We start from the raw sequence: 26,197 nt of genomic DNA on the forward strand, positions 1-26,197 counted from the left end.
ATCGCCCCGGGGGAATCGGGGCGACTAGGGCTGCTGAAACTGCTGGTTTATTCGTCCAGCGGGGCGAAGATCGCCTGCAGGTCTTCCTGTGTCAGCGCCATCTTCTGGGATTCGCCTTCGGCCAGGATCGACTGCGCCAGCTCCGACTTCTTCTGCTGCAGCAGCTGGATCTTCTCTTCCAGCGTACCTTTCGCAATCAATTTATTTATACACGAACACCGGCTTGTCCTGCCCGATGCGCCAGGCGCGGTCGGTCGCCTGGTTTTCGGCCGCCGGGTTCCACCACGGGTCGTAGTGGATCACGGTGTCGGCCGCGGTCAGGTTCAGGCCAACGCCACCGGCTTTAAGGCTGATCAGGAAGATCGGTACGGCGCCCTGCTGGAAAGCCGCGACTTGCGCCGAACGGTCGCGCGTCTCACCGGTCAGCAATGCGTAGCGGATATTACGCGCGTCCAGCTCTTCCTCGATCAGGCCGAGCATGCTGGTAAATTGCGAGAACACCAGGATGCGGCGGCCTTCCTGCAGCAAGTCTTCGACCATCTGCATCAGGTCCATCAGCTTGGCCGACACCACCGCCGAATTCTTCTTGCCCGGCATGGCTTTGACCAGGCGCGGGTCGCAGCAGACCTGGCGCAGTTTCAGCAAGGCTTCGAGGATGACGATCTGGCTGCGCGCCACGCCCTTGCGATCGATTTCCTCGCGCACTTTCTTGTCCATCGCCAGGCGCACGGTTTCGTACAGGTCGCGCTGCGGGCCGGAGATTTCGATGCGGCGGATCATCTCCGTCTTTTCCGGCAGTTCCTTGGCAACATTGTCCTTGGTCCGGCGCAGCAGGAACGGCTTGATGCGGCGGTTCAGCAGCGTGCGACGCACCGGATCGTCCTGGCGTTCGATCGGGTGGCGGAACTGACTGTTGAAGGTTTTCTCATCGCCCAGCAAGCCCGGCAGCAGGAAGTGGAACTGCGACCACAACTCACCCAGGTGGTTTTCCAGCGGCGTGCCGGACAGGCACAGGCGGTGGCGTGCATTCAGCGAACCGGCCGTCTGCGCCGCTTTCGAGCGCGTGTTCTTGATGTAGTGCGACTCGTCCAGGATCACCAGGTGATACTCGTGCTCGCGCAGCTTTTCCTCGTCGCGCGGCAGCAAGGCGTAGGTGGTCAGCACGATGTCGGCACCGTCGATCTGGTCGAACAGGTCCATGCGTTCCTTGCCTTGCAGCAGCAGCACTTTCAGGCTGGGGGCGAAACGCGCCGATTCTTCCATCCAGTTCATCATGAGGCTGGTCGGGGCGATCACCAGCGCCGGCGCGGTCAGGCGACCGGCTTCCTTTTCGGTCAGGATGTGCGCGATGGTCTGCACGGTCTTGCCGAGGCCCATGTCGTCGGCCAGGATGCCGCCCAGGTCGTACTCGCGCAGGAACTGCATCCAGGCCAGGCCGTCGAGCTGGTAGTCGCGCAGCGTGGCTTGCAAACCCTGCGGCGCGTCGACCTTTTTGACCTTGCCGAACTGGCTCAGCTTGCGGCCGGTTTCGCGCAGGCGCTCGCCGCCGGTCCAGTTGAACTCGGCGCCGCGCGCCAGTTCTTCCAGGCGCGCAGCGTCCAGCGTTGACAAGCGCACTTTGTTTTTGATCTTGTCGTTAAAATACAACTCACCCAGTGTGGCCAGGATCGGTTTGACGCGCCCCCAGGGCAGCGCAACGCGCACGCCGTCCGGTAGCGTGGCCAGCATCTGGTCGGCCTCGCCGTGGAAAGCCAGCACTTCCGGATTGAAATCGCTCGGCGCGCTGCGGATCAGCTGCACCAGCACCGGCAGCAGCGGCACGCGCTTGCGGTTGACCACGATGCCGAGTTCCAGCTCGAACCAGGCGTTGCCGGCCTCGACCGGTTCGTCGATCTGCGCGTACCAGTCCTCGACCGGCACCACGTCGTAGCGGTACTTCGGCGACTTCTGCACGTGCCAGCCGATGTCCGACAGCGCGTCGAGTTCGTTTTCGGCAAAGCGCAGCCAGTGCGCCTGGCCGTCCAGCAGCAGCGCGCCGGGCAGCGCCGACAAGGGCGCCGTGGCCGGCTTGCGGAAGCCGATCTCGCTGAGCATGTCGAGCGCGGCGGCTTCGAACGCTTCGTTGCGCTGGATGACTTCGGTGACGTCGCCGATCTGGCGCACCACGCGCTGGGCCGGGTCGAACGAGATGCGCTGGCCGTCGTAGTCGAACGACAGGACCGCGAAGTCCTGCCAGCGCTGGCCCGTGCCTTCAGCCAGCGGCAGCGCGTCGAGCAGCAGGTGCGGCTGCGGCTTGACGTCGTCGCGGATGCGCTGCGTGAGCGGCTGCGGCAGAGGCATCAGCTGCTGCAGGCCGTGCGCCAGCAGCAGCTGCGACACGCGTTTCTTGTCGGTGCCGCTCAGCGGCGGCGCTTGCGAGACCAGCGCCTGCAAGTCCGCCAGCGAGATGTCGATGCCGCCGCGGTTCAGGTCCAGCGGACCGCAGGACAGGTTGTCGATATACCAGGGCGGATCGGTCGGCAGCATGTAGTCGACCAAGTCGGCGCCGGCGTGGGTCGCGCCCTTGGAAGGCTCCACCGACCAGCCGAGCTTGGCCGTACGGCCCTCGTCGCGCCAGATCAGATTGGCCTTGCGCACCGGACCGCCCTGCAGCGGGTACAGCAGGCCATTGGTCATGTCCGACCACGAATTCGCCCACAGCAGCTTGCCCTGGTCGAGCAGGTGCTGCAGCAGGATGGCGCCCACTTTACCCTTCGGCTCGGTCGCGCTGGTGCTCTGGTTAGAACCGCTGCGCATGGCGATGAACAGGCGCACCAGGTCTTCGTCGTCGCCTTCGAGATAGCTGGGGGGCGCCGACAGCAGCGAGAACACTTCACTCACCGGGCTGGCCGCGGCCACGTCGCCGTTCGGGCGCAGGCGCGCCTTGCACAGGCAGACCGCCACGTGGCGGCCGCCACTGGTCGGCGCCATGACATAAACAAATTTGTACTGGGCAGCCTTGGGGTCGGCAACCTCGGCGGTCAGCTTGGGCTGCGGATGCGCTGCCGCTTCGACCCTTTGCAGCCAGCTCAACACAGGCGCAGGCAAGGCTGGAGCGCGGGCGGGCGCTCGAGCGGGCGGTGCGTCGCTGATGTCGTCACGAGGTAAATCAACTGTGTGCATGGGTCTCACGAGTCTGGTATTTGAAAAAACAACAACCGTTATTATCCTTCATGCGAACAAAACTGTTTTGTTCGGAATCGCACTTAGCGGATGAAACATTACAAGCCGAAAAGATCAAAAGTTACACTCTTCCGCGCCGTTTGACTACCATGTCAGCAAGCAACAACGTTAGCTAGATAGGGTAAAAGCGTCAGAAAATCTTACAGTTCGCTGAGCTCATCAGTATTTCTTCAATCGGATCAGGCACTTAGTCAGCTGGCACGATATTTGCTATTATTACAACGAATCGCAATCAAATTGCTGCCTTTGTAAGACCTATCTGGAGATGAAATGAACAAATTGCTTTTGGCCGCGCTCATCGCATGCTGCGCCAACGCGTCCGCCGCTGTTCTGACTTTCGACGACCTCCCGGCCGGTTTGAAGGCCGTGCCCGATGGGTATGGCGGTTTCAACTGGAACAAGGATGCTGAGCTCGACGTGTACAGCCGACGCGACATCGCGACCAATAGCTTACCGATGGGTTACTCCAACGGCATCACTTCCGGCAGCCAGGCAAGCGTCAATGCCGGCGGCGATGTGCCGGTCACCGTGACCACGGCGACTGGCGGCACCTTCACCTTCACCGGCGCCAACTTCACCGCCACGGTCGGTACCGAGACCCTGACCTTCCTCGGTTACCTCAACGGCGACTTGACCGCATCGAGTGCGCCTTACCTGATCACCGATGCCGCCGCAACGACCATCACGCTGCCGGATTTTACGAACATCGACACGCTGCTGATCTTTAGCAAATCGCTCGGTTCCACCATGTTCGCCATGGACGACTTCGCCTTCACCGGCGGCAATCCGGGCAACCCGCCCGGCAACGGCGGCAACCCGGTGCCGGAACCGTTCAGCCTGAGCCTGATGGGCCTGGGCCTGGCCGCCATCGGCGCGGTGCGCCGCCGCAAGGGCTGAACCGGGCCTGACCCGGCCGGCACGAGCCGGCCCGGGCCGGGAGGCGCAGGCATCAGAACGTGAACGATGTCAAGACTGGCGCAATGGCCGCGATTGCGTATCATTGCCGGTCCGACTTATCGATTCACGTCTGCCCACGCCATGCTGCCCTCCATCGAACAACGCCTCGCTTCAGAACTGTCCGCCAAACCGGCGCAGGTGGCCGCCGCCATCGCCCTGCTCGACGAAGGCGCGACCGTCCCCTTCATCGCGCGCTACCGCAAGGAAGCCACCGGCGGCCTGGACGACATCCAGCTGCGCCTGCTGGAAGAGCGCCTGCGCTACCTGCGCGAGCTGGAAGAGCGCCGCGCGGCGATCGTCGCCTCGATCACCGAGCAGAACAAGATGACGCCGGAGCTGCTGCAGGCGATTTCCCTGGCCGAGGATAAGACCCGCCTGGAAGACCTGTACCTGCCATACAAGCAGAAGCGCCGCACCAAGGCCCAGATCGCGATCGAAGCCGGCCTGGCGCCGCTGGCTGACGGCCTGCTGACCGACCCGTCGCAAAACCCCGAAGACGTGGCCGCGCAATACCTGCGCGAAGCCTTCACCAACGCCGATGGCGTGAACAACCCCGGCGTGTCCGACACCAAGGCCGCGCTGGACGGCGCGCGCCAGATCCTGATGGAGCGCTTCGCCGAGGATGCCGAGCTGCTGCAATCGCTGCGCGAATACGTGCAGGACCACGGCGTGGTCGAATCGAAGGTCGTCGAAGGCAAGCAGGAAGAAGGCGAAAAGTTCGCCGACTATTTTGACTATTCCGAGACGCTGTCCACGGTCCCCTCGCACCGCGCGCTGGCGCTGCTGCGCGGGCGCCGCGAAGGCATCCTGGACGTCACCCTGCGTCTGGATTCCGAGGAGGAAAAGCCGAAGTGGGACGCGCCGCACAACCCGTGCGAGAGCCGCATCGCGGCGCGCTTCGGCATCAAGGGCGCCGGCCGTCCGGCCGACAAATGGCTGCTCGACACCGCGCGCTGGACCTGGCGCGTGAAAAGCTTCATGTACATCGAGACGGAACTGATGGGCCTGCTGCGCGAAAAGGCGGAGAGCGACGCCATCCACGTATTCGCGCGCAACCTGAAGGACTTGCTGCTGGCCGCGCCCGCAGGCCCGCGCGCGACCATGGGCCTTGACCCGGGCCTGCGCACCGGCGTCAAGGTGGCCGTGGTCGACGCCACCGGCAAGGTGGTCGACACCTCGACCATCTACCCGCACGCGCCGCGCAACGACTGGGACGGTTCGCTGCACACGCTGGCGAAACTCGCGGCCAAGCACAACGTCGCCCTGGTTTCGATCGGCAACGGCACGGCGTCGCGCGAGACCGACAAACTGGCCCAGGACCTGATTAAACAGCATCCGGAACTGAAGCTGACCAAGATCGTCGTGTCGGAAGCCGGCGCGTCGGTGTACTCGGCGTCCGAATTCGCCTCGCGCGAGCTGCCGGAGCTGGACGTGTCGCTACGCGGCGCGGTGTCGATCGCGCGCCGCTTGCAGGACCCGCTGGCCGAACTGGTGAAAATCGACCCGAAGAGCATCGGCGTCGGCCAGTACCAGCACGACGTCTCGCAGACCCAGCTTGCGCGCCAGCTCGACGCCGTGGTCGAGGATTGCGTGAACGCGGTCGGGGTCGACGTCAACACGGCCTCGGCGCCGCTGCTGGCGCGCGTGTCGGGCCTGTCGAGCAGCGTGGCGCAGAGCATCGTCAACTACCGCGACCAGCAGGGCGCCTTCGCCTCGCGCGCGGCCTTGAAGAAAGTCCCGCGTCTCGGCGATAAAACCTTCGAGCAGGCGGCGGGCTTTTTGCGCGTGATGAGCGGCGACAATCCACTGGATGCGTCGGCGGTGCACCCGGAGTCGTACCCGGTGGTCGAAAAAATCCTGGCCGACATCAAGCAGGACATCAAGACGGTGATCGGCGACAGCGCACTGGTCAAACGCCTCGATCCAGCCAAGTACGCCGACGAGAAGTTCGGCGTGCCGACCGTCTCCGACATCCTGAAAGAGCTGGAAAAGCCGGGGCGCGACCCGCGTCCGGAGTTCACGACGGCCACTTTCAAGGAAGGCGTGGAAGAGATTGCCGACCTGCGTCCGGACATGATCCTGGAAGGCGTGGTGACCAACGTCGCGGCCTTCGGGGCGTTCGTCGACATCGGCGTGCACCAGGATGGCCTGGTGCACATCTCGGCGCTGTCGAACACTTTCGTCAAGGATCCGCACACCGTGGTGAAGGCTGGCCAGGTGGTGAAAGTCAAAGTGCTGGAAGTCGACGTCAAGCGCAAGCGCATCGCGCTGACCATGCGCTTGTCCGACAGCGCGCCGCAGGCGGGTTCGCGCCCGGAACAGCGCGGCGACCGCGACGACCGCAAGCGCCTGGGTGAACACCAGCGCCAGAATCAACGCGACAGCGGCCGCCAGGAGCGTTCGGCGGCCCCGGCCAGCGGTGCGATGGCGGCGGCGTTTGCCAAGCTGAAGAAATAATCACCGGCCGGATACGGAGCGCGCCGTGGCTTTGCACCCGGCGCGCTCCGGCATCAAATAGCGCCCGGATTGACGGGCGAAAGGGTCTTGCACCCCCATTCCGGTTTTCTTATAAAATGCCGGCATCCACCCTATTTCTCACCGAAGGCAAACCAAATGAGCGACGTACAAACCTGGATCAAAGAAACCGTGACCAATACGCCGGTCGTGCTGTTCATGAAGGGCACCGCCCAGTTCCCGCAATGCGGCTTTTCCGGCCGCGCCATCCAGATCCTGAAATCGTGCGGTGTCGACAACATCGCCACCGTGAACGTGCTGGAAGATGCAGAAGTACGCCAGGGCATCAAGGAATTCTCGAACTGGCCGACCGTTCCGCAGTTGTACGTGAACGGCGAATTCGTCGGCGGTTCGGACATCATGACCGAGATGTACGAGTCGGGCGAACTGCAGACGCTGCTGAAAAAGAACGGCTGATAAAACATGGCTGACAACAGGCCGCGCCGGATCGTCGTCGCCATCACCGGCGCGACCGGCGCGGTCTATGGCGTGCGGCTGCTCGAGCACCTGCGCGCCATCCCCGGCGTCGAGACCCATCTGGTGATCTCCGACGCCGCGGTCCTCACGCTGCACCAGGAAGTCGGCCTGCAACGGCGCGACGTCGAAGCCCTGGCCCACGTCGTGCACAAGAACCGGGAAATCGGCGCCTCGATCGCCAGCGGTTCGTTCCAGACCGACGGCATGGTGATCGCCCCCTGCTCCATGAAGACGCTGGCCGCCGTGGCCCATGGTCTGGCCGATAACCTGGTCGCGCGCGCCGCCGACGTGTTTCTCAAGGAACGCCGGCGCCTGATCCTGATGGTGCGCGAAACCCCTTTTAATCTGGCGCACCTGCGCAACATGACCGCCGTCACCGAGATGGGCGGTATCGTCTTCCCACCGCTGCCGAGCTTTTACAACCGTCCGGCCACCATCGAAGAGATGGTCGACCACACGGTCGCGCGCGTGCTGGACCTGCTGGGCATCGAGAACAGCGTTGCGCCGCGGTGGAGTGGCCTGAAAGCCGCCGCCACTTAAAAAGCCTTCAAAACCTACTGCGCGTTGCATTTCGGGTTTGCGATGCTCGCCGTACCGTAAGTACGGCTGCGCTTCTCAACCCGAACTGCGGCCGCTCGCTACGGTTTTGAAGGCTTTTTGAGAGCGCTACATTTCTCGAAAAGCATTCTATTTACTTGGGGATCGCTGCTTGATCAGCGCTCGCCATACGGATCGCGCTCGGCGCGCTGCTGTTCGCGGGCATCTTCGATCTTCCTGCGCTGCTCATTACGTTTTCGCATGATCTCTGCATGCTGGGCCGCCGTCATCGGCGGGGCGGTCATCAGGTCTTTCAACTGCGCGGTATTGCTGTAGTTATTAATCATCGGCCTACTGCATCCTTAGTGACTGATAACGGGTGCGATTGCCGGGAAATGTCCGGATGGTCTCCGAAATTTCGCTGGCGTATTGATTATGCGCGAGACTCGGCAATTTGTGCCGCTCAGTTGAACAAAATCGCTGACCGGCAGAAAAAGACAACGGCCCGGTCGGGACATCCCGCCGGGCCGCACTGTTCTGTATCGTATGCGCCGTGCATTCGTCGACGCAGAGCGCTTATCTCAACTGCTTACTTCAGCTGCTGGTGATTCATGCGCACCAGCATGCGGATGAACTCGCGTGCCAGTTGCTTGTGGTGCTCGTCCAGGCGCTGCAGGTCGGCGATCAGCTTGACGTCGGCCGATTCGAAGCGCGCGGCGCCATCGTTGGCTGCGCCGCTGCCGGTCGCGTTCTCGGAGCCGCCGAAGCGCAGCCAGTCGGCCGGCACGCCCAGCCACTGGGCGATCATGCGCAGCTTTTCCTGGGTGGGGATGGCTTCCCCGACCAGCCATTTGCGTGCCGCGTGCACAGTGATCGGGCGGCCTTCGAAACGAATGTTGAACTCGCGCGCCAGCCGCGTCGGGCTATCGGGCGAATAATGGGCGTTTCGCAAGGCCTGCTGCAGGCGCGAGCTGAAACTCTCCCTTTCGTTGGTCGAATTCATGGGTGGTACTAATGGTTCGTGCAAAGCCGTCATGGTCGCTCCGTTAATCAGACCGTCTGTGACGGCTGAACAGGCTGGAAGTAACAAATGAGTGAGTATTGACCAATCCTCACGTTGATGTCCAGCAATTCTCTGCCTTTTGAGGTAAGACAGACACAAGTGTGAAAAATATCCTACAGGAAAAAGAAATCGTTTGCTCGACTCATTTGCAGGTACAAAACAAAGAGGCACGTTGATCTATGTCCTGATGTACATCTTCACGATGTGCCTGACCTTAGCAGGATAACAATCGCGCTGGTCCGTTGCCGAGGTTTTATGCCTTATTTCTGAAACGCAAAATCGCGTCGTTGCCGGTTACACGCGCTAAACGACCGTCAAACCACAGCATATGCAGGTGAGCGAGCGCTTCGCCGATCGCAAAGCTGAGCTGGTGGGCATCGAGCTGGCGGCGGAACATGAGCGGCACGATATCGAGTGCGCTGCGCGGCGTCGCGCAGGCCGCGAGCACTTCTTCCAGTCGCGCAGCGTGGTGTGCGCGCAACTGTTCGATGCGGGTATGCAGGCCACGGAACGGCCGGCCATGCGCCGGCAGCACCAGCGCGTCCGCGGGCAGGTCGGCGAACTTGTCCAGCGAATCGAGGTAGAGCTGCAGCGGATTGCCTTCCGGTTCGACCGCAAACACCGAAACGTTGGTGGAAATACGCGGCAGCACCATGTCGCCGGACAGCAAGATGTTGCACTGTTCGCTGTACAAGGAGACGTGCTCGGGCGAATGCCCAAACCCCGTGATCACGCGCCAGGCATGGCCGCCGATCGTCACCCGCTGGCCATCCTGCAGGCGCGTATAAGCAGCCGGTACCGACGGCACCAGCGACGGGTAGTAATTCTTGCGGCTCTGCATCTGCTCGAGCATGGCCGGGTCGGTCAAGCCGTGCTTCTGGAAGTGCGGAATCGCCGACGGACCGTCGACGCCCGGCAGCGCGGCCGCCATCATGCGCGCAAAAGCGAACTCGGCGGCGCTGGTCCAGAACGGCGCCTCGAAACGCTCGCACAGCCAGCCGGACAGGCCGACGTGGTCGGGGTGGCAGTGGGTGGCGAACAGGCGCAGCAGCGGTCGATTCTCCATCGCGCCGCCGAACAATTGCTCCCATGCGTCGCGCGTGACCGTGGTACCGGCGCCGCTGTCGATCAGCGACCAGCCTTGCCGGCCATCGATCTCGTCGGCGATCAGCCATAAATTGATGTGATCGAGTGCAAACGGCAGCGGCATGCGCAGCCAGAGCAGGCCGGGCGCGACCTCGATTGTCTCGCCAAGCGGCGGCAGGGTGTCGGCGAAGGGATAGCTCAGCTGGGATTCGAGGGCATTCATGATGGGACTTTTGATGTCGATACAGACGTCGCGCTACAATGCGCGGACGTTGACGTTAACGTTGACGTAAACGGAAAACACGCAGAGTACGATTCTAAGCCATTCTCGACGTTGCCACTTTTTGACCGAGCATAAGCACCATGGCCACCACCTACACCATTGCCGAACTGGCGCGCGAATTCGACATCACCGCCCGCGCCATCCGTTTCTACGAAGACCAGGGCTTGCTCAGCCCGATGCGCGAGGGCCAGGGCGGACGCAACCGGGTCTACACGCCGCGCGACCGCACGCGCCTGAAACTGACGCTGCGCGGCAAGCGGCTCGGCCTGACACTGTCGGAGATCAAGAGCATCATCGACATGTACGAAACGCCGAAGGACACCGTGGCCCAGATCGACCGCTTCCTGGCCGTGCTGGCCCACCAGAAGGAAACCCTCGAGCAGCAGCGCGCCGACATCGAGATGTCGCTGGGCGAGATCGCCGTGCACGAAGACGAATGCCGCCGCTTGCTGGCCGAGGCCGGAATGCCTGGCGGTGTTCCCGCTGACGGCGCTGGCGATGCCGCTGGCAACGGCGGGCTGGCGGCCGAGCGCGACGCCGCCTGACCCGGTTTCGCAGGCCCGGGCTGGGTTCGATCGATACGCGCAAGCCGCGTACGACTTGACGTTTACGTTAACGTCACTCCGCGCTATCATGCATCTATTCAGCACAACACCAACACGAGAACGAGGACGACATGCTGCATCTGCCTGGCTTGAGCTTTGATCACGGCGACGACATCGCCGCGCTGCGCGAAGCGGTCCAACAATTTGCGGCCAGCGAAATCGCGCCGCGCGCGGCGGAAATCGACCGCACCGACCAGTTCCCGATGGACCTGTGGAAGAAGATGGGCGAGCTGGGCTTGCTCGGCGTGACCGTCAGCGAGGAATACGGCGGCAGCGACATGGGCTACCTGGCCCACATCGTCGCGATGGAAGAGATCTCGCGCGCCTCGGCTTCGGTCGGCTTGTCCTATGGCGCGCACTCGAACCTGTGCGTCAACCAGATCAAGCGCAACGGTACCGCGGAACAAAAACAGAAATACCTGCCCAAGCTCATCTCGGGTGAACACGTCGGCGCGCTGGCGATGTCCGAACCGAACGCCGGCTCCGATGTGGTCAGCATGAAGCTGCGCGCCGAGCTGAAGGGCGACCGCTACGTGCTCAACGGCACCAAGATGTGGATTACCAACGGTCCGGATGCCGACACCCTGGTCGTCTACGCCAAGACCGACGTCAATGCCGGCGCGCGCGGCATGACCGCCTTCCTGGTCGAAAAGGGCTACAAGGGCTTTTCGGTGGCGCAAAAGCTCAACAAGCTGGGCATGCGCGGTTCGCACACCGGCGAGCTGGTGTTCGAGGATTGCGAAGTGCCGGCCGAGAACGTGCTGGGCGGCGTCGGCAAGGGTGTCAACGTGCTGATGTCGGGCCTGGACTTCGAGCGTACCGTGCTGTCCGGCGGGCCGCTGGGCATCATGGCGGCCTGCATGGACGTGGTGGTGCCCTACATCCACGAGCGCAAGCAGTTCGGCCAGGCGATCGGTGAATTCCAGCTGATGCAGGGCAAGATCGCCGATATGTACTCGACCATGATGGCCTCGCGCGCATACGTGTACGCGGTCGGCCAGGCCTGCGACCGCGCCAAGACGCCGGAAGCGGTGCGCGCCTTGCGCAAGGATGCCGCCGGCGCCATCCTGTACAGCGCCGAAAAGGCGACCTGGATGGCGGGCGAAGCGATCCAGACCCTGGGCGGCAACGGCTACATCAACGAAAACCCGACCGGCCGCCTGTGGCGCGACGCCAAGCTGTATGAAATCGGCGCCGGCACCAGCGAAATCCGCCGCATGCTGATCGGTCGCGAGCTGTTCGGCGAGACGGCATAAGCGCTCTAGTAAGAACTTCACGCGGAGAGCGGGAGGAGACACGGGCTGGAAAAAGAGCCAACATATGGCCGTCCCAGTCCGCAGCTCGAACGTCGTCCTGGTGCGTGCCGGGACGACGATCGGCGCTAACCATGACGGAGCGCAAACGACCGATGACCCAGGCCAGCTTTCCCAAACTGCTATCGTCCCGGATCGCCTTCGACATCGCGCGCACCATCCTGGATGGCTTCGATCGCCACTATGCGCTGTTCCGCCATGCCAGCCAGATGGCGCGGACGCATTTCGAGCGCGGCGATTGGCACACGGCCCAGCAAGCCGCGCGCGAACGCATCGGCTTTTACGACACACGCGTGCAGGAATGCGTGCAAGCGCTGGAACAGGCGTACGCGCCCGCCGACCTGAACGACGCCACCTGGCGCGAGGTCAAGCTGCACTACATTGGCCTGCTGACCCACCACAAGCGCCCCGAGCTGGCCGAAAGTTTTTTCAATTCGGTCAGCTGCCACATCCTGCACCGCAGCTATTACCGCAACGATTTTATTTTCGTGCGCCCGGCCGTCTCGACCGAATACATCGAGACCGACGAGCCGGCGCCGACCTACCGCGTCTACTACCCGGGCGTCGATGGCTTGCGCGTGGCGCTGCGCCGCATCGTCACCAATTTTCAGCTGGCGCCGCCGTTTGCCGATCTGGAGCGCGACGTGGCGCTGGTCGAAGCGCGCATGGTCGAATGCTTCGGCCTGGACAAGCCGGAACCGAACCTGCAGCTGCAAGTGCTCTCGAGCCTGTTCTTCCGCAACAAGGGCGCTTACATCGTCGGCCGCGCAATCAATGGCGCGCGCGAATATCCGTTCGTCATCCCGATCCTTTACGGCACTGATGAATCGCATGGCCGGCTGGTGCTGGACACCGTGCTGACCGACCAGGAGCAGGTAACGATTCTGTTCTCGTTCACGCGCGCCTACTTCATGGTCGACATGGAAGTGCCGTCGGCTTACGTGCAGTTCCTGTGCAACCTCATGCCGCACAAGCCGAGAAGCGAGATCTATACCGTGCTCGGCCTGCAAAAACAGGGCAAGACGCTGTTTTACCGCGATTTTTTGCAGCACCTGAAGCACAGTTCCGACGACTTTCGCATCGCGCCCGGCATCCGCGGCCTGGTCATGCTGGTGTTCGAGCTGCCCTCCTTTCCTTACGTGTTCAAGGTGATCAAGGATTGGTATCCGCCGCCGAAGGAAACCACGCGCGCCCAGGTCGAGGAAAAATACCTGCTCGTGAAATACCACGACCGCGTCGGCCGCATGGCCGATACGCTCGAATACTCGGACGTGGCGTTTCCGCTGGCGCGTTTTTCCGAAGCCCTCCTCGACGAACTGAAACGCGATGCGCCGTCGCTGCTCGCCGTCGAGGGCGACCGCCTCGTCATCAAGCACGTGTACATCGAACGGCGCATGACGCCGCTGAACCTGTTCCTGCACGATGCCGACCGCGCCGGCGACGACGCCCTGCTCGCGCATGGCATGCTCGAGTACGGCAACGCGATCCGCGACCTGGTCGCCGCGAATATTTTTCCGGGCGATATGTTGTACAAGAACTTTGGCGTAACCCGCCACGGTCGTGTCGTGTTCTACGACTACGACGAGATCGAGTACCTCAGCGATTGCAACTTCCGCGACATCCCGCCACCCCGCAACGAGGAAGACGAGATGGCCGCCGAACCGTGGTACCCGATCGGACGCCACGACGTGTTTCCCGAACAGTTCGACCGCTTCCTGCTCGCGAACCCGAAGATACGCGAACTCTTCATGCGACACCACGCCGCACTATTGACGCGCGTCTGGTGGCAAACGCACAAGGAGCGCATCTTGGCCGGCGAGGTCGAAGACGTGTTCCCGTATCCGCAGCACATCCGGTTCTGCCGGCAGAACCGCACTATTCCGGCGACTTCATCGCCTTCTTATTACTTGGAGACCTTGCACAATGAATGATCCAGTCGTTATCGTCGGCGCCGCCCGCACTCCGATGGGCGCCTTCCAGGGCGATTTTTCCTCGAAGTCCGCCAGTGACCTGGGCGCCGTCGCGATCAAGGCCGCGGTCGAGCGCGCCGGCGTCGACCCCAGCCTGGTCGAGCACGTCTACTTCGGTAATTGCCTGATGGCCGGCCAGGGCCAGGCCCCGGCGCGCCAGGCCCTGATCAAGGCCGGCTTGCCGGTTTCGACCGGCGCCGTCACGCTGTCCAAGATGTGCGGCTCGGCGATGCAGGCGGCGATCTTCGCGCACGACGTCCTGAAAGCCGGCAGCGCCGACGTGGTCGTGGCCGGCGGCATGGAATCGATGACCAATGCGCCCTACCTGATCCCGAAGGCGCGCGGCGGCTACCGCATCGGCCACGCGCCGATGTTCGACCACATGATGCTCGACGGCCTCGAAGACGCCTATTCGCGTAACGAAAAGACCGGCGAGGGCCGCTCGATGGGCACCTTCGCCGAGGAGTGCGTCAGCAAGTACCAGTTCACCCGCGAGCAGCAGGATGCCTACGCGATCGAATCGGTCAAGCGCGCCCAGGACGCCACCGAAGGCGGCGATTTCAAGTGGGAGATCGCGCCGGTCGCGGTCGCCAACCGCCTGGGCGAAACCATCATCGAAAAGGACGAAGGCCCGGTCAAGGCCAAGACCGACAAGATCCCGACGCTGCGCCCGGCCTTCAAAAAGGACGGCACCATCACCGCGGCGTCTTCCTCGTCGATCAATGACGGCGCCGCCGCGCTGGTCATGATGCGCGAGTCGACCGCCAGGGAACTGGGCCTCACTCCGATCGCGCGCATCGTCGCCCACACCACGCACGCGCAGGCGCCGGACCAGTTCACCACCGCGCCGATCGGCTCGCTGCAAAAGCTGTTCAAGAAGACCGGCTGGACCCCGAAAGACGTCGACCTGTTCGAGATCAACGAAGCCTTCGCGACCGTGCCGATGGCAGCCATGCACGAGCTCGACATCCCGCACAGCAAGGTCAACATCCACGGCGGCGCCTGCGCGCTCGGCCACCCGATCGGCGCCTCGGGCGCGCGCATCGTCGTGACCTTGCTCGGTGCGCTGAAAAAGACCGGCGGCAAGCGCGGCGTGGCCTCGCTGTGCATCGGCGGCGGCGAAGCGACGGCGCTGGCGGTCGAAATGGTCTGATCCGCGGCCCGTCCGACGTGAAGGCAGATTTCGCGTTAGGCTAAAGGATTCCGTTCAATTTAGTTAGCTTATCGGGGCCTCGAAAACCGTAGCGAGCATCGCAGACCGAAGCTGCAACGTGCAGTCGGTTTACGAGGCCCCCTTTCAGGAGATTCACATGCCTACTGCTCTGATTGTCGGCGCTTCGCGCGGCATCGGTAACGAACTGGTCCGTCAATACCGCGCCGACGGCTGGCGCGTGATCGCCACCGCGCGCAAGTCCGAAGATTGCGATGCGCTGCGCCAGCTCGGCGCCGAAGCACACCCGGTCGACGTCACCAACGCCGAGTCGATCGGCGGCCTCGGCTGGAAACTCGACGACGAGAAGATCGATGCCGCCTGGATCGTTGCCGGCGTCTACGGTCCGGACCACACGGGCTTTCCGACCGAGCAGGAGTTCGACCAGGTCATGCACACCAACGTGCTGGCCGCGATGCGCCTGCTGCCGATCGTCGCGCCGCTGGTGGCGCCCACGCGCGGCAAGGTCGCCGTGATCTCGTCGCGCATGGGCTCGATCGGCGAGCGCGACAATACGCAGGGCTCGCTGTACCGCGCCAGCAAGGCGGCGCTCAATTCCGTGCTGGCCGATGCCGCGCTGACCTACGGTCCGCAAGGCGCCACCTGCCTGACGTTCCACCCGGGCTGGGTGCAAACCGACATGGGCGGCGCCGGCGCCACGCTCACCGTGCAGCAAAGCGTCAGCGCCTTGCGCGCCACGCTGGCCAAGGCCACGCATGCGCAGAACGGCGCATTCCTGAATTACGACGGGGCGAACATCCCCTGGTAATCCCTTTTCAATAATCCAACAATATAAAGGACCTTCCAGAACCGTAGCGAGCGGCAGCAGTTTGTCGGAGCATCGCCGGCCTCGGCGACCCCGACGAAAATGCAACGCGCAATAGGTTTTGGAAGGTCCGACCGAGACACGATGATATTGACCGAAGAACACCAGATGATCCGCGACGCCCTGCGCAACTTTGCGCAGGAGCGTCTGGCCCCCAACGCCGCGCGCTGGGACCGAGAGCACCATTTTCCGCAGGACGAACTGAAGGAGCTGGCGCAGCTGGGCGCCTTTGGCGTCGCGGTGCCCGAGGAATACGGTGGGGCCGGCCTCGACTACGTGGCGCTGGCGCTGGTGCTGGAAGAGATCGCGGCCGGCGACGGTGGCGTGTCCACCATCATCTCGGTCAACAATTGCCCCGTGTGCTCGATCGGCATGAGCTACGCCAACGCGGCGCAGAAGGAAAAATGGCTGCGTCCGCTGGCCCAGGGCGAGATGCTGGGCGCGTTCGCCCTCACCGAGCCGCACACCGGCAGCGATGCCGCGGCGCTGCGCACCACCGCCACCCGCGATGGCGATCATTACGTGCTCAACGGTTCCAAGCAGTTCATCACCAGCGGCAAGAACGGCGACGTCGCCATCGTCATGGCGGTCACGGATAAAACGGCCGGCAAGAAAGGCATCAGTGCGTTCTGGGTGCCGGTCGATACGCCCGGCTACATCGTCGCCGGCATTGAAGACAAGATGGGCCAGCATTCGTCGGACACTGCGCAGATCGTGTTCGACAATTGCCGCATGCCGGCCGAGAATCTGATCGGCGAAGAAGGACAAGGCTACAAGATCGCGCTGTCCGGACTGGAGGGCGGACGCATCGGCATCGCCTCGCAATCGGTCGGCATGGCCCGCGCCGCGTTCGAGGCGGCACTGGCGTACTCGAAGGAGCGGACCAGCTTCGGTGCGCCGATTTTCGACCACCAGGCCGTGCAGTTCCGCCTGGCCGAGATGGCGATGCAGATCGAGGCCGCGCGCCAGCTGATCCTGCATGCGGCCTCGATGAAGGATGCGGGATTACCCTGCCTGAAGGAAGCGGCGATGGCCAAGCTGTTCGCCTCCGAGATGGCCGAGCGCGTGGTGTCGAGCGCGATGCAGGTATTCGGCGGCTACGGCTACGTGTCCGACTTCCCGATCGAACGCATCTACCGCGACGTGCGCGTCTGCCAGATCTACGAAGGCACCAGCGACATCCAGAAGATCCTGATCGCGCGGGCGCTCTAGTGAGTGATGCGATGAATGCCGTGATGAATCCGGTGACGCAGCAGGCGCCGAAGTCGACGATCCGCCCGGCTCTCGAGGCCGACCTGGCGCCCTTCTTCTCCTACCTCGACGACCACCTGCGCGACAACGGCGCCGGCGGCACGCCGCTGTTCCAGCCGATCGGGCGTGAGCAGCCGCGCCTGCCGGCCGGCTTGCGCATCGGTTTCATCAAGGGCATCGAGATCCCGGTCGGCCAGCCGGGCTGGCGGCGTCTGTGGCTGGCGCTCGGGCCGACCGGCAACATCGCCGGCCACATCGACCTGCGCAGCCGCCCGGAGCCGGCGGCCACGCATCGCGCCATGCTCGGCATGGGCGTGCACCGCGCCTGGCGCAGGCGTGGGCTGGGCCGGCAGCTGCTCGCGCACGCGCTCGCGTGGGCGCGTGCGGAGACCGAACTGGCCTGGATCGACCTGGAAGTGCTGTCAGATAACCTGCCCGCCGTGACGCTGTACGCGCGCAGCGGCTTTACGACGCTGGCGCGCATTGCGGACATGCTGCAGATCGATGGGGTGAGTCACGACCTCAGCTACATGAGCTACCGGTTGCGTTAGAGCACCTGCCGATATCACCCGTTCGGCCCTGCGCCGGCATCGATACGAACGACGCTGAGCTTGACTGCATGCAGATGCTGATCGTGGGGTGTGGCATGAACGTCAAGCTGCTCGGTCCAGAAACGGCCCTCGGTATCCGCAAATGTCCACTGGTGACGGGAAGAAGCGGCATAAGGCGGATTCATGTTCATCTTTTTGCGTTCCCCCGCCAATACCTGATCGATGCGATTGGCCAGTTCACTGCTCTCGAGGTCGGAGCGTACATACCAGACGTAGCTCCAGTGGCGCGCGTCGCCGCTGGTACTGAACAGCTTGTCGAGATGCCCGAACCCGGCCAGATCGTCGTCGTCGATGGTCTGATGCATGACGTGAAAAGCATTCTGCGCAGGGAGAAAACCGCCTTCAGGCACCCAGTTATATTCCATTACCTGGGCGACCCGTTGCGCATTACCCATCCCTTTCAATCGCGAGACGAGATGCAAGGCGCCGTCGATTCCCGCTGACAGGCCACCCGTCGTGATGATCGGGCCATTGTCCACGACACGCGCATCCGCTACCACATTCAGATCGGGATGCCGGCTACGCAGCGCATCAATATTGCCAGCGGTGGTCGTGACACGCATTCCCTTCAACAAGCCGGTATTCGCGAGCGTAAAAGCACCATTACACACCGACATCAAATAATTGCCGCGCTCGCGTCGCTGTCTGATCCAGGACAGTGTCGCAACATCGTCCTGCACCTTGTGCGTATCGCCTCCGGGGATCAGTACGGCATCCGCATCGGGTGCCGTCGCATAGCTGTAGTCCGGCACGACTTTCATGCCGCCTGTCGTCGTGATCGGCTTTCCTTCGGCACTGACGGTGAATACGTCCATTTCCGCGCTCACGAAGACATCGTATGGGCCGCTGAAATCGATGATGTCAGCACCATCGAACAACAATATCGCGACTTTCTTGTGCGGCACCTTAGCGACGGTCTCGGCGAGCGACATATTGCTGGAGAAGATTGCGAGAAAAAGAATGAACGGCAAAAGACAGCGGTATGAGCGCACGTGACTCTCCATGGTTAATCGAGCGGTTCATCGTAAAGGCCGCTTCCTATGGGTCACAATGACATTCGACGGGCGATTTCTGCCAAGCCCGATGCCGCATCGGCGACATCGTCCAGTCATTCCTGGCCGGGCGAGGCGCTATGGTGCATTTCGCGAAATAAGCCTGGGCTGACGCCGAAGCGACGCACGAATGCCTTGGAAAATTGCACCTGATTCGCAAAACCGATTTTTGCCGCGATCTCTTTCAACGACGCGGCCGTTGCCAAGAGATGACGGGCATGGTCGAGCCGTAATGTCTCGACGAAACGGGCTGGCGTTTCGCCAACCGCTTCCGTGAAGCGGCGATGAAAATTGCGGGGCGACATGGCCGCACGCTCGGCGAGGCACGTCACGTCCAGACGCTCGCCGATATGCGCGACCATCCAGTCAAGCAAGGTCGAAAACGACGACTCCACCTTGGCCTGGGCCGCCAGCACGGGACTGAACTGCGTCTGGTAGCCGGGGCGCCGCGCATACAGCACCAGGCGCTTGGCGATGGCGTTCGCCACCGCGTCCCCGAGGTCGCGCGCGACCAGCGCCAGGCACATGTCGATGCCGGTCGTGACCCCGGCCGAGGTCCATACCCGCCCGTCTTCGACGTAAAGCGCATTGGCGTCCACCTGCAGCTCGGGATGACTGCGGCTCAGGATCGATGTCGCTTCCCAGTGGGTGGTCACGCGTTTTCCCCGCACCAGTCCAAACGCGGCCAGGACCAGGGCCCCGGTGCAAACGGAGCCGTAGCGGCGCGCCCCGGCGCTCGCCTGCACCAGCCAGTCCCGTACCGTCTCGTCCTGCGCTACCGCCTTCAAACCGATGCTGTCGCCACCCACGATGAGGACCGTATCGGCCGCCTCAGGCGCAAGGCTCGCCAGCGGAGCGGTATCCAGCACGATTGCGCTATTGCTGGTCACGAGGCCGCCTTGGGCGGACAGGATATGGACTTGATAAAACGGCTTGCCAAACGCATCGTTGGCAGCCGCAAAGACCGCAGCCGGCCCCGTGACATCGAGTACCTGAATCCCGTCGAAGACCAGTAGGGCGACATGCCGAATTGTTTTCATTGGCAGGATTTAACCAGAACTTGGCTTTGCTGCCAATGGTGAGTGTTCCTAAAATGGCATTACCCTCTTTCCACGGACCTGCCATGAATGACGCGCTCCACATCGGCTTTCTGCTTTTTCCTCAGGTGACGCAGCTGGATTTGACCGGGCCCGCGCAAATGCTGGCGCGCGTCCCTGGCGCACAGGTGCATTTGCTGTGGAAGTCGCTCGATCCGGTGCCGACCGACGTCGGCTTCACCATCAACCCGACGACCACCTTCGCCGATGCCCCGCAACTGGACGTCCTGTGCGTGCCCGGCGGATTCGGCATCGAACACCGGCTCGACGATGAAGCCACACTCGCTTTCCTGCGGCGGCAGGGGGCGCATGCGAAATACGTCACGTCGGTGTGCAATGGTGCGCTGCTGTTGGGTGCAGCAGGATTGCTGCGCGGTTACCGCTCGGCCTGTCACTGGATGTGGCGCGACCTCTTGCCGCTCTTTGGGGCGGTGCGTGTGGACCAGCGGATCGTGCGCGACCGCAACCGGATTTCCGGCGGCGGTGTCACGGCCGGGATCGATTTCGGCCTGGCTCTCGCCGCCGAACTGGCCGGCGACGAAGTGGCAAAGCTGTTGCAGCTGGCGTTCGAATATGACCCGCAACCGCCATTCGATTGCGGTTCGCCCGAGACGGCGGGGCAGGAGCGGGTGGCACGCCTGCGGACGCTGCAGGCCGACACGATCGCCAGGGTGAGGCGGAAGATCGAGTCGGCGCACGCCGCGACAGCGCTGTAATCGCTACAGCGCTGTCGCCTGCCCGATCAGAACCCCGCCAGCACCACCTTACCGCGCGCCTTGTGCGACTCGATCATCGCATGCGCACGGCGCAGGTTCTCGGCGTTGATGGCGCCGTAGTTCTCGTTGGCCGTGTGGCGGATTTTGCCGGCGTCGACCAGGTCGGCCAGGCTGTTCAGGATGTTGTGCTGCTCGATCATGTCGTCGGTCGTGAACAGCGCGCGCGTGAACATCAGTTCCCAGTGCAGCGAAATCGCCTTGCGCTTGAACTTCATGATGTCGATCGGCGTGGCCGGGTCGTCGATCAGGCTGTACTTGCCCTGCGGCGCGATCGCTTCCACCACCTGGTCGAAGTGCGCATCGCTGTGGGTCAGGCTGGCGACGTATTCCGGTGCCGGCACGCCCAGCTTCTTGATCTCGTCGGCCAGCGGCTTGCTGTGGTCGATGACGTGGTGGGCGCCGAGCTCGCGCACCCAGTCCTGGGTCTCCGGACGCGAAGCGGTGCCGATGATGGTCAGCTGAGTCAGCTGGCGCAGCAGCTGCACCATGATCGAGCCGACGCCACCCGAGGCGCCGATCACGAGGATGGTCTTGCCCTTGCCTTCGGCGCCGGTCGGCACTTCCATGCGGTCGAACAGCATTTCCCAGGCGGTCAGGCCGGTCAGCGGCAGCGCAGCGGCCTGACCGAAGTCGAGCGAGCTCGGCATGCGGCCGACGATGCGCTCGTCGACCAGGTGCAGCTCGCTGTTGCTGCCGGCACGCGCGATCGAGCCGGCGTACCAGACGCGGTCGCCCGGCTTGAACAGGGTCACGTCCGGACCGACGGCCTTGACGATACCGGCCGCGTCCCAGCCCAGCACCTTCCAGGCGCCCGCTTCCGGCTTGGCGCTCTTGCGCACCTTGGTGTCGACCGGATTGACGGACACGGCTTGCACCTCGACCAGCAGGTCGCGGCCTTGCGCGACCGGGTCCGGCAGCGTGATGTCGACCAGCGATTGCGGATCGTCGGCGGGAAGGTTGTTCTGGTATCCGATGGCTTTCATGCTTTCTCCTGCGGTGAAGGTTGAAGTCGATGCATGGCATTCTGACCAGCTCCGGCTTTTTGATAAACTGGGTAATCGCGAAATCAATTTCAAAAAACGTTTGAAAATCCTGCCGTGAAGATCACTCAGTGAAGATCCGCAATCTGCAAGACCTGGAAACCTTCGTCGCCACCGCCGAGCAGGGCAGCCTGTCGGCTGCGGCGCGCCTGCTGGAAACCTCACCGGCCGTCGCCAGCGCCAGCCTGAAGCGGCTCGAAGCCGACCTCGGCACGCCGCTGTTCATCCGCAGCACGCGCAGCATGCGCCTGACACTGGCCGGCGAGCGCCTGCTCGGGCGCGCCAAGGCGCTACTGGACGGCCTGCGCGAAGCCGAAGAGGAAGTGCGCGCCGGCCAGGACGACATCGAAGGCCAGTTGCAGATTTCGATGCCGTCCGACCTCGGGCGCCACGTGGTGTTGCCCTGGCTGAACGAATTTCAATCTCGCTATCCGGGCGTCAAGCTGCGCCTGCAGCTGACCGACCGCCTGGCCAATATTTATCGGGAACCGGTCGACATCGCGCTGCGCTTCGGCGTACCGCCCGACTCCAGCATGGTGGCGCTGCCGCTGCTGGAGGATAACCGGCGCGTGCTGTGCGCGGCGCCCGCTTACCTGGCGCGGCACGGGGTGCCGGCCTCTCCGCGCGAGCTCGACGATCACAACTGCCTGTGCTTCATGCTCGATGAAACCATCAACGACCGCTGGCGCTTCCGCAAGGGAAACGACGAGGTCGAGGTGACCGTGCACGGCGACCGCGTCGCCGACGATTCCGAGGTGGTCAAGCGCTGGGCGCTGGCGGGCCTGGGCATCTGCTACCGCTCGCGCATCGACGTGCACGACGACTTGGCCAGCGGCCGCCTGCGCCTGCTGTGCCCGGACTGGGAAGGCGTCAACGCGCCGCTGTACATGCTGCTGGCGAACCGCAAGCAGGTGTCGCCGGCGGTGCGCTTGCTGCGCGAGTTTTTATCCAGCCGGATGCAGGCGCTAGGGGCGAGCTGATCACGCGTCAGCGCAGCCAGCCAAAGCTGGGCATAATGCCCGATCGTGACCCCAATCGAAGGAGATCGCATGCCAGATACCACCATTGCCCAACAATGGGAACAGCAGATGCGCGACATCCGCGCGCGCGTGGCGCAGGCGGGCGGGCGCCCGGGCGTGGTGCCACGCGAGGCGGCGCGTTCGATGGACGGCCTGGCGATCATGCAGGCGCTGCTGGAAGGCCGCTTTCCGTATGCGCAGATCGCCGAGACGCTCGATTTCTTCCTGGTCGAAGTCGACAAGGGCCGCGCCGTGTTCCAGGGCACGCCACAGGAAAAGCACCTCAATCCGATGGGTACGGTGCACGGCGGCTGGTATGCGACGCTGCTCGACTCGGCGGTCGGCTGCGCCGTGCAGACCATGCTGCCGCCCGGCCAGGGCTACACCACGGCCGAGCTGAGCGTGAACCTGGTGCGCGGCGCGCGCCTGGACGGCGGCCCGCTGCGCGCGATCGGCACGGTGCTGCATTGCGGACGCCAGCTGGCCACCGCCGAAGGCAAGATCGTCGACGCCGACGGCAAGCTGTACGCGCATGCGACCACCACCTGCCTGGTGTTCGAGGCGCGCTAGCCTTCAAATAATATCGTCCACCACCCCGCCATCGACGCGCAACGCCGCGCCGGTGGTCGCCGAGGCTTGCGGCGAGCACACGTAGACGATCATGTTGGCCACTTCCTCGACCGTCGCGGCACGGCGCAGGATCGAGCTCGGGCGCTGGGTGCGCACGAACTCGGTCATGGTGTCTTCGACCGACTTGCCGGACTGCGCGGCCACGTCCTTGAGCATGTCGCGCACGCCTTCGGACAGCGTCGGTCCGGGCAGCACGCTGTTGACGGTGACGCCGCTGCCGGCCGCCAGCTTGGCCAGCCCGCGCGAGACCGCCAGCTCGGCGGTCTTGGTCATGCCGTAGTGGATCATGTCGGCGGGAATGTTCAGCGCCGACTCGGACGAGATGAACACCACCCGGCCCCAGTTTTTCTCCAACATGCCCTTCAGGTAATGGCGCGACAAGCGCACGCCGGCCATCACGTTGACCTGGTAAAAGCGTTCCCAGGTGGCGTCGTCGATGTCGAAGAACGACTGCGGGCCGAAGATGCCGGCATTGTTGACCAGGATGTCGGCCGCCGGCGCGGCCGAGGTCAGGGCGGCGGCGCCGGCCGCATCGGACAAATCGGCGGCCACGCCGCGCACCCGGGCATTCGGCACGGCCGCCTGCAGCGCGGCGATGGCGCGGTCGACCGAGGCTTGGCTGCGCCCGTTGACGACGACCGTCGCGCCCGCGCGTGCGAGGCCGGTGGCGGTGGCCAGGCCGATACCGGCGGTCGAGGCGGTGACCAGGGCGGTCTTGCCGGATAAATCGATGTGCATGTGCGCGCTCCCCCGTTGACTAGGCGATGGTGCCGCCGCCGTCGACCAGCACGGTCGAGCCGGTCGCGTAGCCATTGGTGGCCAGGTAAAGCACGGCCTGGGCCACGTCTTCCGGCTGGCCGATGCGGCGCGCCGGCAACTTCGCAGCGGCGGCATCGAACATGGCCTGACGCGCGCCCGCATCCATCTGGTCCCACAGCGGCGTCTGGATCGTGCCGGGCGAGACGGTGTTCACGCGCACCGGCGACAATTCCAGCGCCAGTCCGCGCCCGAGCGCCTCGACCGCGGCGTTGATCGCGCCTTGCAGCACCGAATTCTTATTCGGGCGCACGGCCAGGTAGCCGGACACGAAAGTCAGCGAGCCGCCCTGGTTGATGCGCACCGCGCGCGCGACCTTGTAGGCGCCCCAGAACTTGCTGTCCATGGCCTTGCGTGCATCGTCCAACGGCAGCTGGCGCGCAGGGCCGGTCGGGGTCTGCGCGGCCGAGATCATCACGTGGTCGAACGGCCCGGCGCCGGCCAGGTAGCGTTCGACGCCGGCGTCGTCGGTGATGTCGAGCACGGCGGTGCTCACGTCACGGCCGGTGGCCTGGCGGATCTCATCCGCGACCTTGGCCAGCTTTTCCTGGCTGCGCGCGGCGATGGTGACCTGCGCGCCTTCCTGTGCGAACAGTCGGGCGGTGGCGGCGCCGATGCCGGAACTGCCGCCCACTACGAGGACGGCCTGCTTGTCGAGTCGGGTCATGTCGTTTTCCTTGTTGGCTGCATCGATGGCCTTGCAGTGTGCCAGAACCGGAAAACGCGGCGCGCCCGCTCGGCGCATCAACTCACCGCCGCCTCCAGCAACGTCACCGTCTGCGCCTGCGTATCGAGCCGCGCCCGCACCCCCATCGGCAGGGTGAACTGGTGGCGGATGTGGCCGAAGGAATAGCCGCTCACCGCCGGCACGTTCAAGCGGGCCAGATGCGTCGCCAGCGCCTGCTCGAGCGTGGTGCCGGGCCCGCCCGCGGGCTCGCATTTCTCGCAGATGCCGATCATGACCCCGGCCGTCCGCTCGAAGCCGATGGCCAGGTCGAGCTGGGTCATCCAGCGGTCGATGCGGTAGGGCTCTTCGTTGACTTCTTCCAGGAACAGCAGGCTGTCGCGGAAATCGGCGGCGTACGGCGTGCCGGCCAGCGCGCTCACCAGAGACAGATTGCCGCCGATGAGCGGCCCGGTCGCCACGCCGCCATGCACGGTCTGCACCGCATACACGGGCGCCTCGCGCGCGTGCGCGGCGTTGTCCGGCGACATCGGAATGACGTAGCTCGGCTGCGGATCGGTCAGCACGGCCAGCATGTGCCGGTTCGAGTATTCGTCCGGCGTCGACAGCGCCACCGGCCCGTGGAAGGTCACCAGGCCGGCTTGCTTCTGGATCGCCAGGTGCAGCGCGGTGATGTCGGAATAGCCGAGCAGGATCTTCGGGTGGCTGCGGATCAGGCCGTAGTCGATGTGGCGCAGCAGGGAGATAGCGCCGGAACCGCCGCGGATGCACCAGATCGCCTTGACCTCGGGGTCGAGGAACATGCGGTGCAGGTCGGCGAGCCGTTGCTCGACCGAGCCGGCGTAGTTGCCCTGCACTTCCTTCAGGTACAGGCCGAGCCTGGCGCGAAAGCCCAGCGCCTCGACGTGCTGGACCGATTTTTCGATGGCGTCGTCGTCGATGCGGCCGGACGGCGCGATCAGGCCGATGACGTCGCCCTGGGACAGGCGCGGCGGTTTGATCAGGGGGTGATGGGTCATGGGTGTCGACGGAGACGGGGCGGACCGCGCGGGCAGCGCCGGCAGCACGGGCAGCGTGGCGGCAGCCGCCAGCATCCTGGCGAATCGGCGGCGGCTGATCGTGTTCGTGCGTGGCATCGGGCGCATCCGGCAATGATT

23 protein-coding genes and 1 pseudogene are annotated in these 26,197 nt (G+C 64.1%); 14 read left to right on the forward strand and 10 right to left on the reverse strand.

Annotation, left to right across the window (positions count from 1 at the left end; all coding sequences use genetic code 11):
* Positions 1-47: 47 nt before the first annotated feature.
* Positions 48-3,162 (reverse strand): annotated as a pseudogene (locus FA90_RS18335) (DEAD/DEAH box helicase).
* A gap of 330 nt (positions 3,163-3,492) precedes the next feature.
* Here FA90_RS18335 and FA90_RS25155 point away from each other — a divergent pair.
* The 4 genes from FA90_RS25155 to FA90_RS18355 all read left to right on the forward strand — a co-directional run bounded on the left by FA90_RS25155 (position 3,493) and on the right by FA90_RS18355 (position 7,710).
* Positions 3,493-4,119, forward strand: coding sequence for a PEP-CTERM sorting domain-containing protein (locus FA90_RS25155; RefSeq protein ID WP_051971902.1), 627 nt, complete (start codon positions 3,493-3,495; stop codon positions 4,117-4,119).
* A gap of 141 nt (positions 4,120-4,260) precedes the next feature.
* A complete protein-coding gene (locus FA90_RS18345; RefSeq protein ID WP_036171211.1) occupies positions 4,261-6,636 on the forward strand; it encodes a Tex family protein in 2,376 nt (791 codons plus the stop codon).
* A gap of 156 nt (positions 6,637-6,792) precedes the next feature.
* Positions 6,793-7,110: a Grx4 family monothiol glutaredoxin gene (grxD, locus tag FA90_RS18350; RefSeq protein ID WP_036171213.1), complete on the forward strand. Its 318-nt coding sequence runs from the start codon at positions 6,793-6,795 to the stop codon at positions 7,108-7,110.
* A gap of 6 nt (positions 7,111-7,116) precedes the next feature.
* On the forward strand, positions 7,117-7,710 hold the full coding sequence (locus FA90_RS18355) for a UbiX family flavin prenyltransferase (RefSeq protein WP_036171215.1): 594 nt from the start codon (positions 7,117-7,119) through the stop codon (positions 7,708-7,710).
* 173 nt (positions 7,711-7,883) lie between these two features.
* On the opposite strand, the gene FA90_RS27000 is transcribed toward FA90_RS18355, so the two are convergent.
* The 3 genes from FA90_RS27000 to FA90_RS18365 all read right to left on the reverse strand — a co-directional run bounded on the left by FA90_RS27000 (position 7,884) and on the right by FA90_RS18365 (position 10,079).
* Positions 7,884-8,054 (reverse strand): hypothetical protein, encoded by a 171-nt coding sequence (locus FA90_RS27000; protein WP_197065325.1) that lies wholly within the window; start codon positions 8,052-8,054, stop codon positions 7,884-7,886.
* Between the two features lie 242 nt (positions 8,055-8,296).
* Complete coding sequence (locus FA90_RS18360; protein WP_036171219.1) at positions 8,297-8,710, reverse strand: hypothetical protein; 414 nt, start codon at positions 8,708-8,710, stop codon at positions 8,297-8,299.
* A 313-nt stretch (positions 8,711-9,023) separates the two neighbouring features.
* On the reverse strand, positions 9,024-10,079 hold the full coding sequence (locus FA90_RS18365; protein ID WP_036171223.1) for an MBL fold metallo-hydrolase: 1,056 nt from the start codon (positions 10,077-10,079) through the stop codon (positions 9,024-9,026).
* A 140-nt stretch (positions 10,080-10,219) separates the two neighbouring features.
* Between FA90_RS18365 and FA90_RS18370 the strand changes: the two genes are divergently transcribed.
* From FA90_RS18370 to FA90_RS18400, 7 genes are all read left to right on the forward strand, one after another.
* Positions 10,220-10,684 carry a MerR family DNA-binding transcriptional regulator gene (locus FA90_RS18370; RefSeq protein WP_051971903.1) on the forward strand — a complete coding sequence of 155 codons (465 nt, stop codon included), beginning with the start codon at positions 10,220-10,222 and terminating at the stop codon, positions 10,682-10,684.
* Between the two features lie 131 nt (positions 10,685-10,815).
* On the forward strand, positions 10,816-12,000 hold the full coding sequence (locus tag FA90_RS18375; RefSeq protein ID WP_036171226.1) for an isovaleryl-CoA dehydrogenase: 1,185 nt from the start codon (positions 10,816-10,818) through the stop codon (positions 11,998-12,000).
* 152 nt (positions 12,001-12,152) lie between these two features.
* Positions 12,153-13,988, forward strand: a complete 1,836-nt coding sequence (aceK, locus tag FA90_RS18380; protein ID WP_036171229.1) for a bifunctional isocitrate dehydrogenase kinase/phosphatase — start codon at positions 12,153-12,155, stop codon at positions 13,986-13,988.
* Positions 13,981-15,180: an acetyl-CoA C-acyltransferase gene (locus FA90_RS18385; RefSeq protein WP_036171230.1), complete on the forward strand. Its 1,200-nt coding sequence runs from the start codon at positions 13,981-13,983 to the stop codon at positions 15,178-15,180. The genes aceK and FA90_RS18385 overlap by 8 nt, the downstream gene beginning before the upstream one ends.
* A gap of 157 nt (positions 15,181-15,337) precedes the next feature.
* Entirely contained in the window at positions 15,338-16,006 is a 669-nt protein-coding gene (locus tag FA90_RS18390) for an SDR family oxidoreductase (protein ID WP_036171231.1), read from the forward strand.
* Between the two features lie 141 nt (positions 16,007-16,147).
* Positions 16,148-17,275 carry an acyl-CoA dehydrogenase family protein gene (locus FA90_RS18395; RefSeq protein WP_036171237.1) on the forward strand — a complete coding sequence of 376 codons (1,128 nt, stop codon included), beginning with the start codon at positions 16,148-16,150 and terminating at the stop codon, positions 17,273-17,275.
* A gap of 11 nt (positions 17,276-17,286) precedes the next feature.
* Positions 17,287-17,865, forward strand: a complete 579-nt coding sequence (locus tag FA90_RS18400) for a GNAT family N-acetyltransferase (protein WP_239700815.1) — start codon at positions 17,287-17,289, stop codon at positions 17,863-17,865.
* 14 nt (positions 17,866-17,879) lie between these two features.
* On the opposite strand, the gene FA90_RS25160 is transcribed toward FA90_RS18400, so the two are convergent.
* Positions 17,880-18,917 (reverse strand): DJ-1/PfpI family protein, encoded by a 1,038-nt coding sequence (locus FA90_RS25160; protein WP_197065326.1) that lies wholly within the window; start codon positions 18,915-18,917, stop codon positions 17,880-17,882.
* A gap of 116 nt (positions 18,918-19,033) precedes the next feature.
* Complete coding sequence (locus tag FA90_RS18410; protein WP_036171240.1) at positions 19,034-20,017, reverse strand: GlxA family transcriptional regulator; 984 nt, start codon at positions 20,015-20,017, stop codon at positions 19,034-19,036.
* 83 nt (positions 20,018-20,100) lie between these two features.
* Here FA90_RS18410 and FA90_RS18415 point away from each other — a divergent pair, with 83 nt between their 5' ends.
* Entirely contained in the window at positions 20,101-20,790 is a 690-nt protein-coding gene (locus FA90_RS18415; protein ID WP_036171243.1) for a DJ-1/PfpI family protein, read from the forward strand.
* 26 nt (positions 20,791-20,816) lie between these two features.
* On the opposite strand, the gene FA90_RS18420 is transcribed toward FA90_RS18415, so the two are convergent.
* Complete coding sequence (locus FA90_RS18420; protein WP_036171246.1) at positions 20,817-21,833, reverse strand: zinc-binding alcohol dehydrogenase family protein; 1,017 nt, start codon at positions 21,831-21,833, stop codon at positions 20,817-20,819.
* 128 nt (positions 21,834-21,961) lie between these two features.
* Here FA90_RS18420 and FA90_RS18425 point away from each other — a divergent pair, with 128 nt between their 5' ends.
* Together FA90_RS18425 and FA90_RS18430 are read left to right on the forward strand one after the other, a co-directional pair.
* Complete coding sequence (locus FA90_RS18425; RefSeq protein WP_307171885.1) at positions 21,962-22,870, forward strand: LysR family transcriptional regulator; 909 nt, start codon at positions 21,962-21,964, stop codon at positions 22,868-22,870.
* A gap of 69 nt (positions 22,871-22,939) precedes the next feature.
* Complete coding sequence (locus FA90_RS18430; protein WP_036171250.1) at positions 22,940-23,479, forward strand: PaaI family thioesterase; 540 nt, start codon at positions 22,940-22,942, stop codon at positions 23,477-23,479.
* Positions 23,480-23,482: 3 nt separating this feature from the next.
* Here FA90_RS18430 and FA90_RS18435 read toward each other — a convergent pair whose 3' ends face one another.
* From FA90_RS18435 to FA90_RS18445, 3 genes are all read right to left on the reverse strand, one after another.
* Positions 23,483-24,277, reverse strand: coding sequence for an SDR family NAD(P)-dependent oxidoreductase (locus tag FA90_RS18435; protein WP_036171253.1), 795 nt, complete (start codon positions 24,275-24,277; stop codon positions 23,483-23,485).
* 19 nt (positions 24,278-24,296) lie between these two features.
* Entirely contained in the window at positions 24,297-25,022 is a 726-nt protein-coding gene (locus FA90_RS18440) for an SDR family oxidoreductase (protein WP_036176274.1), read from the reverse strand.
* Positions 25,023-25,099: 77 nt separating this feature from the next.
* Positions 25,100-26,176, reverse strand: coding sequence for an LD-carboxypeptidase (locus FA90_RS18445; protein WP_036176278.1), 1,077 nt, complete (start codon positions 26,174-26,176; stop codon positions 25,100-25,102).
* Between the last annotated feature and the right edge of the window lie 21 nt (positions 26,177-26,197).

The organism is Massilia sp. 9096 (genome assembly GCF_000745265.1).
Taxonomy (GTDB): Bacteria; Pseudomonadota; Gammaproteobacteria; order Burkholderiales; family Burkholderiaceae_D; genus Telluria.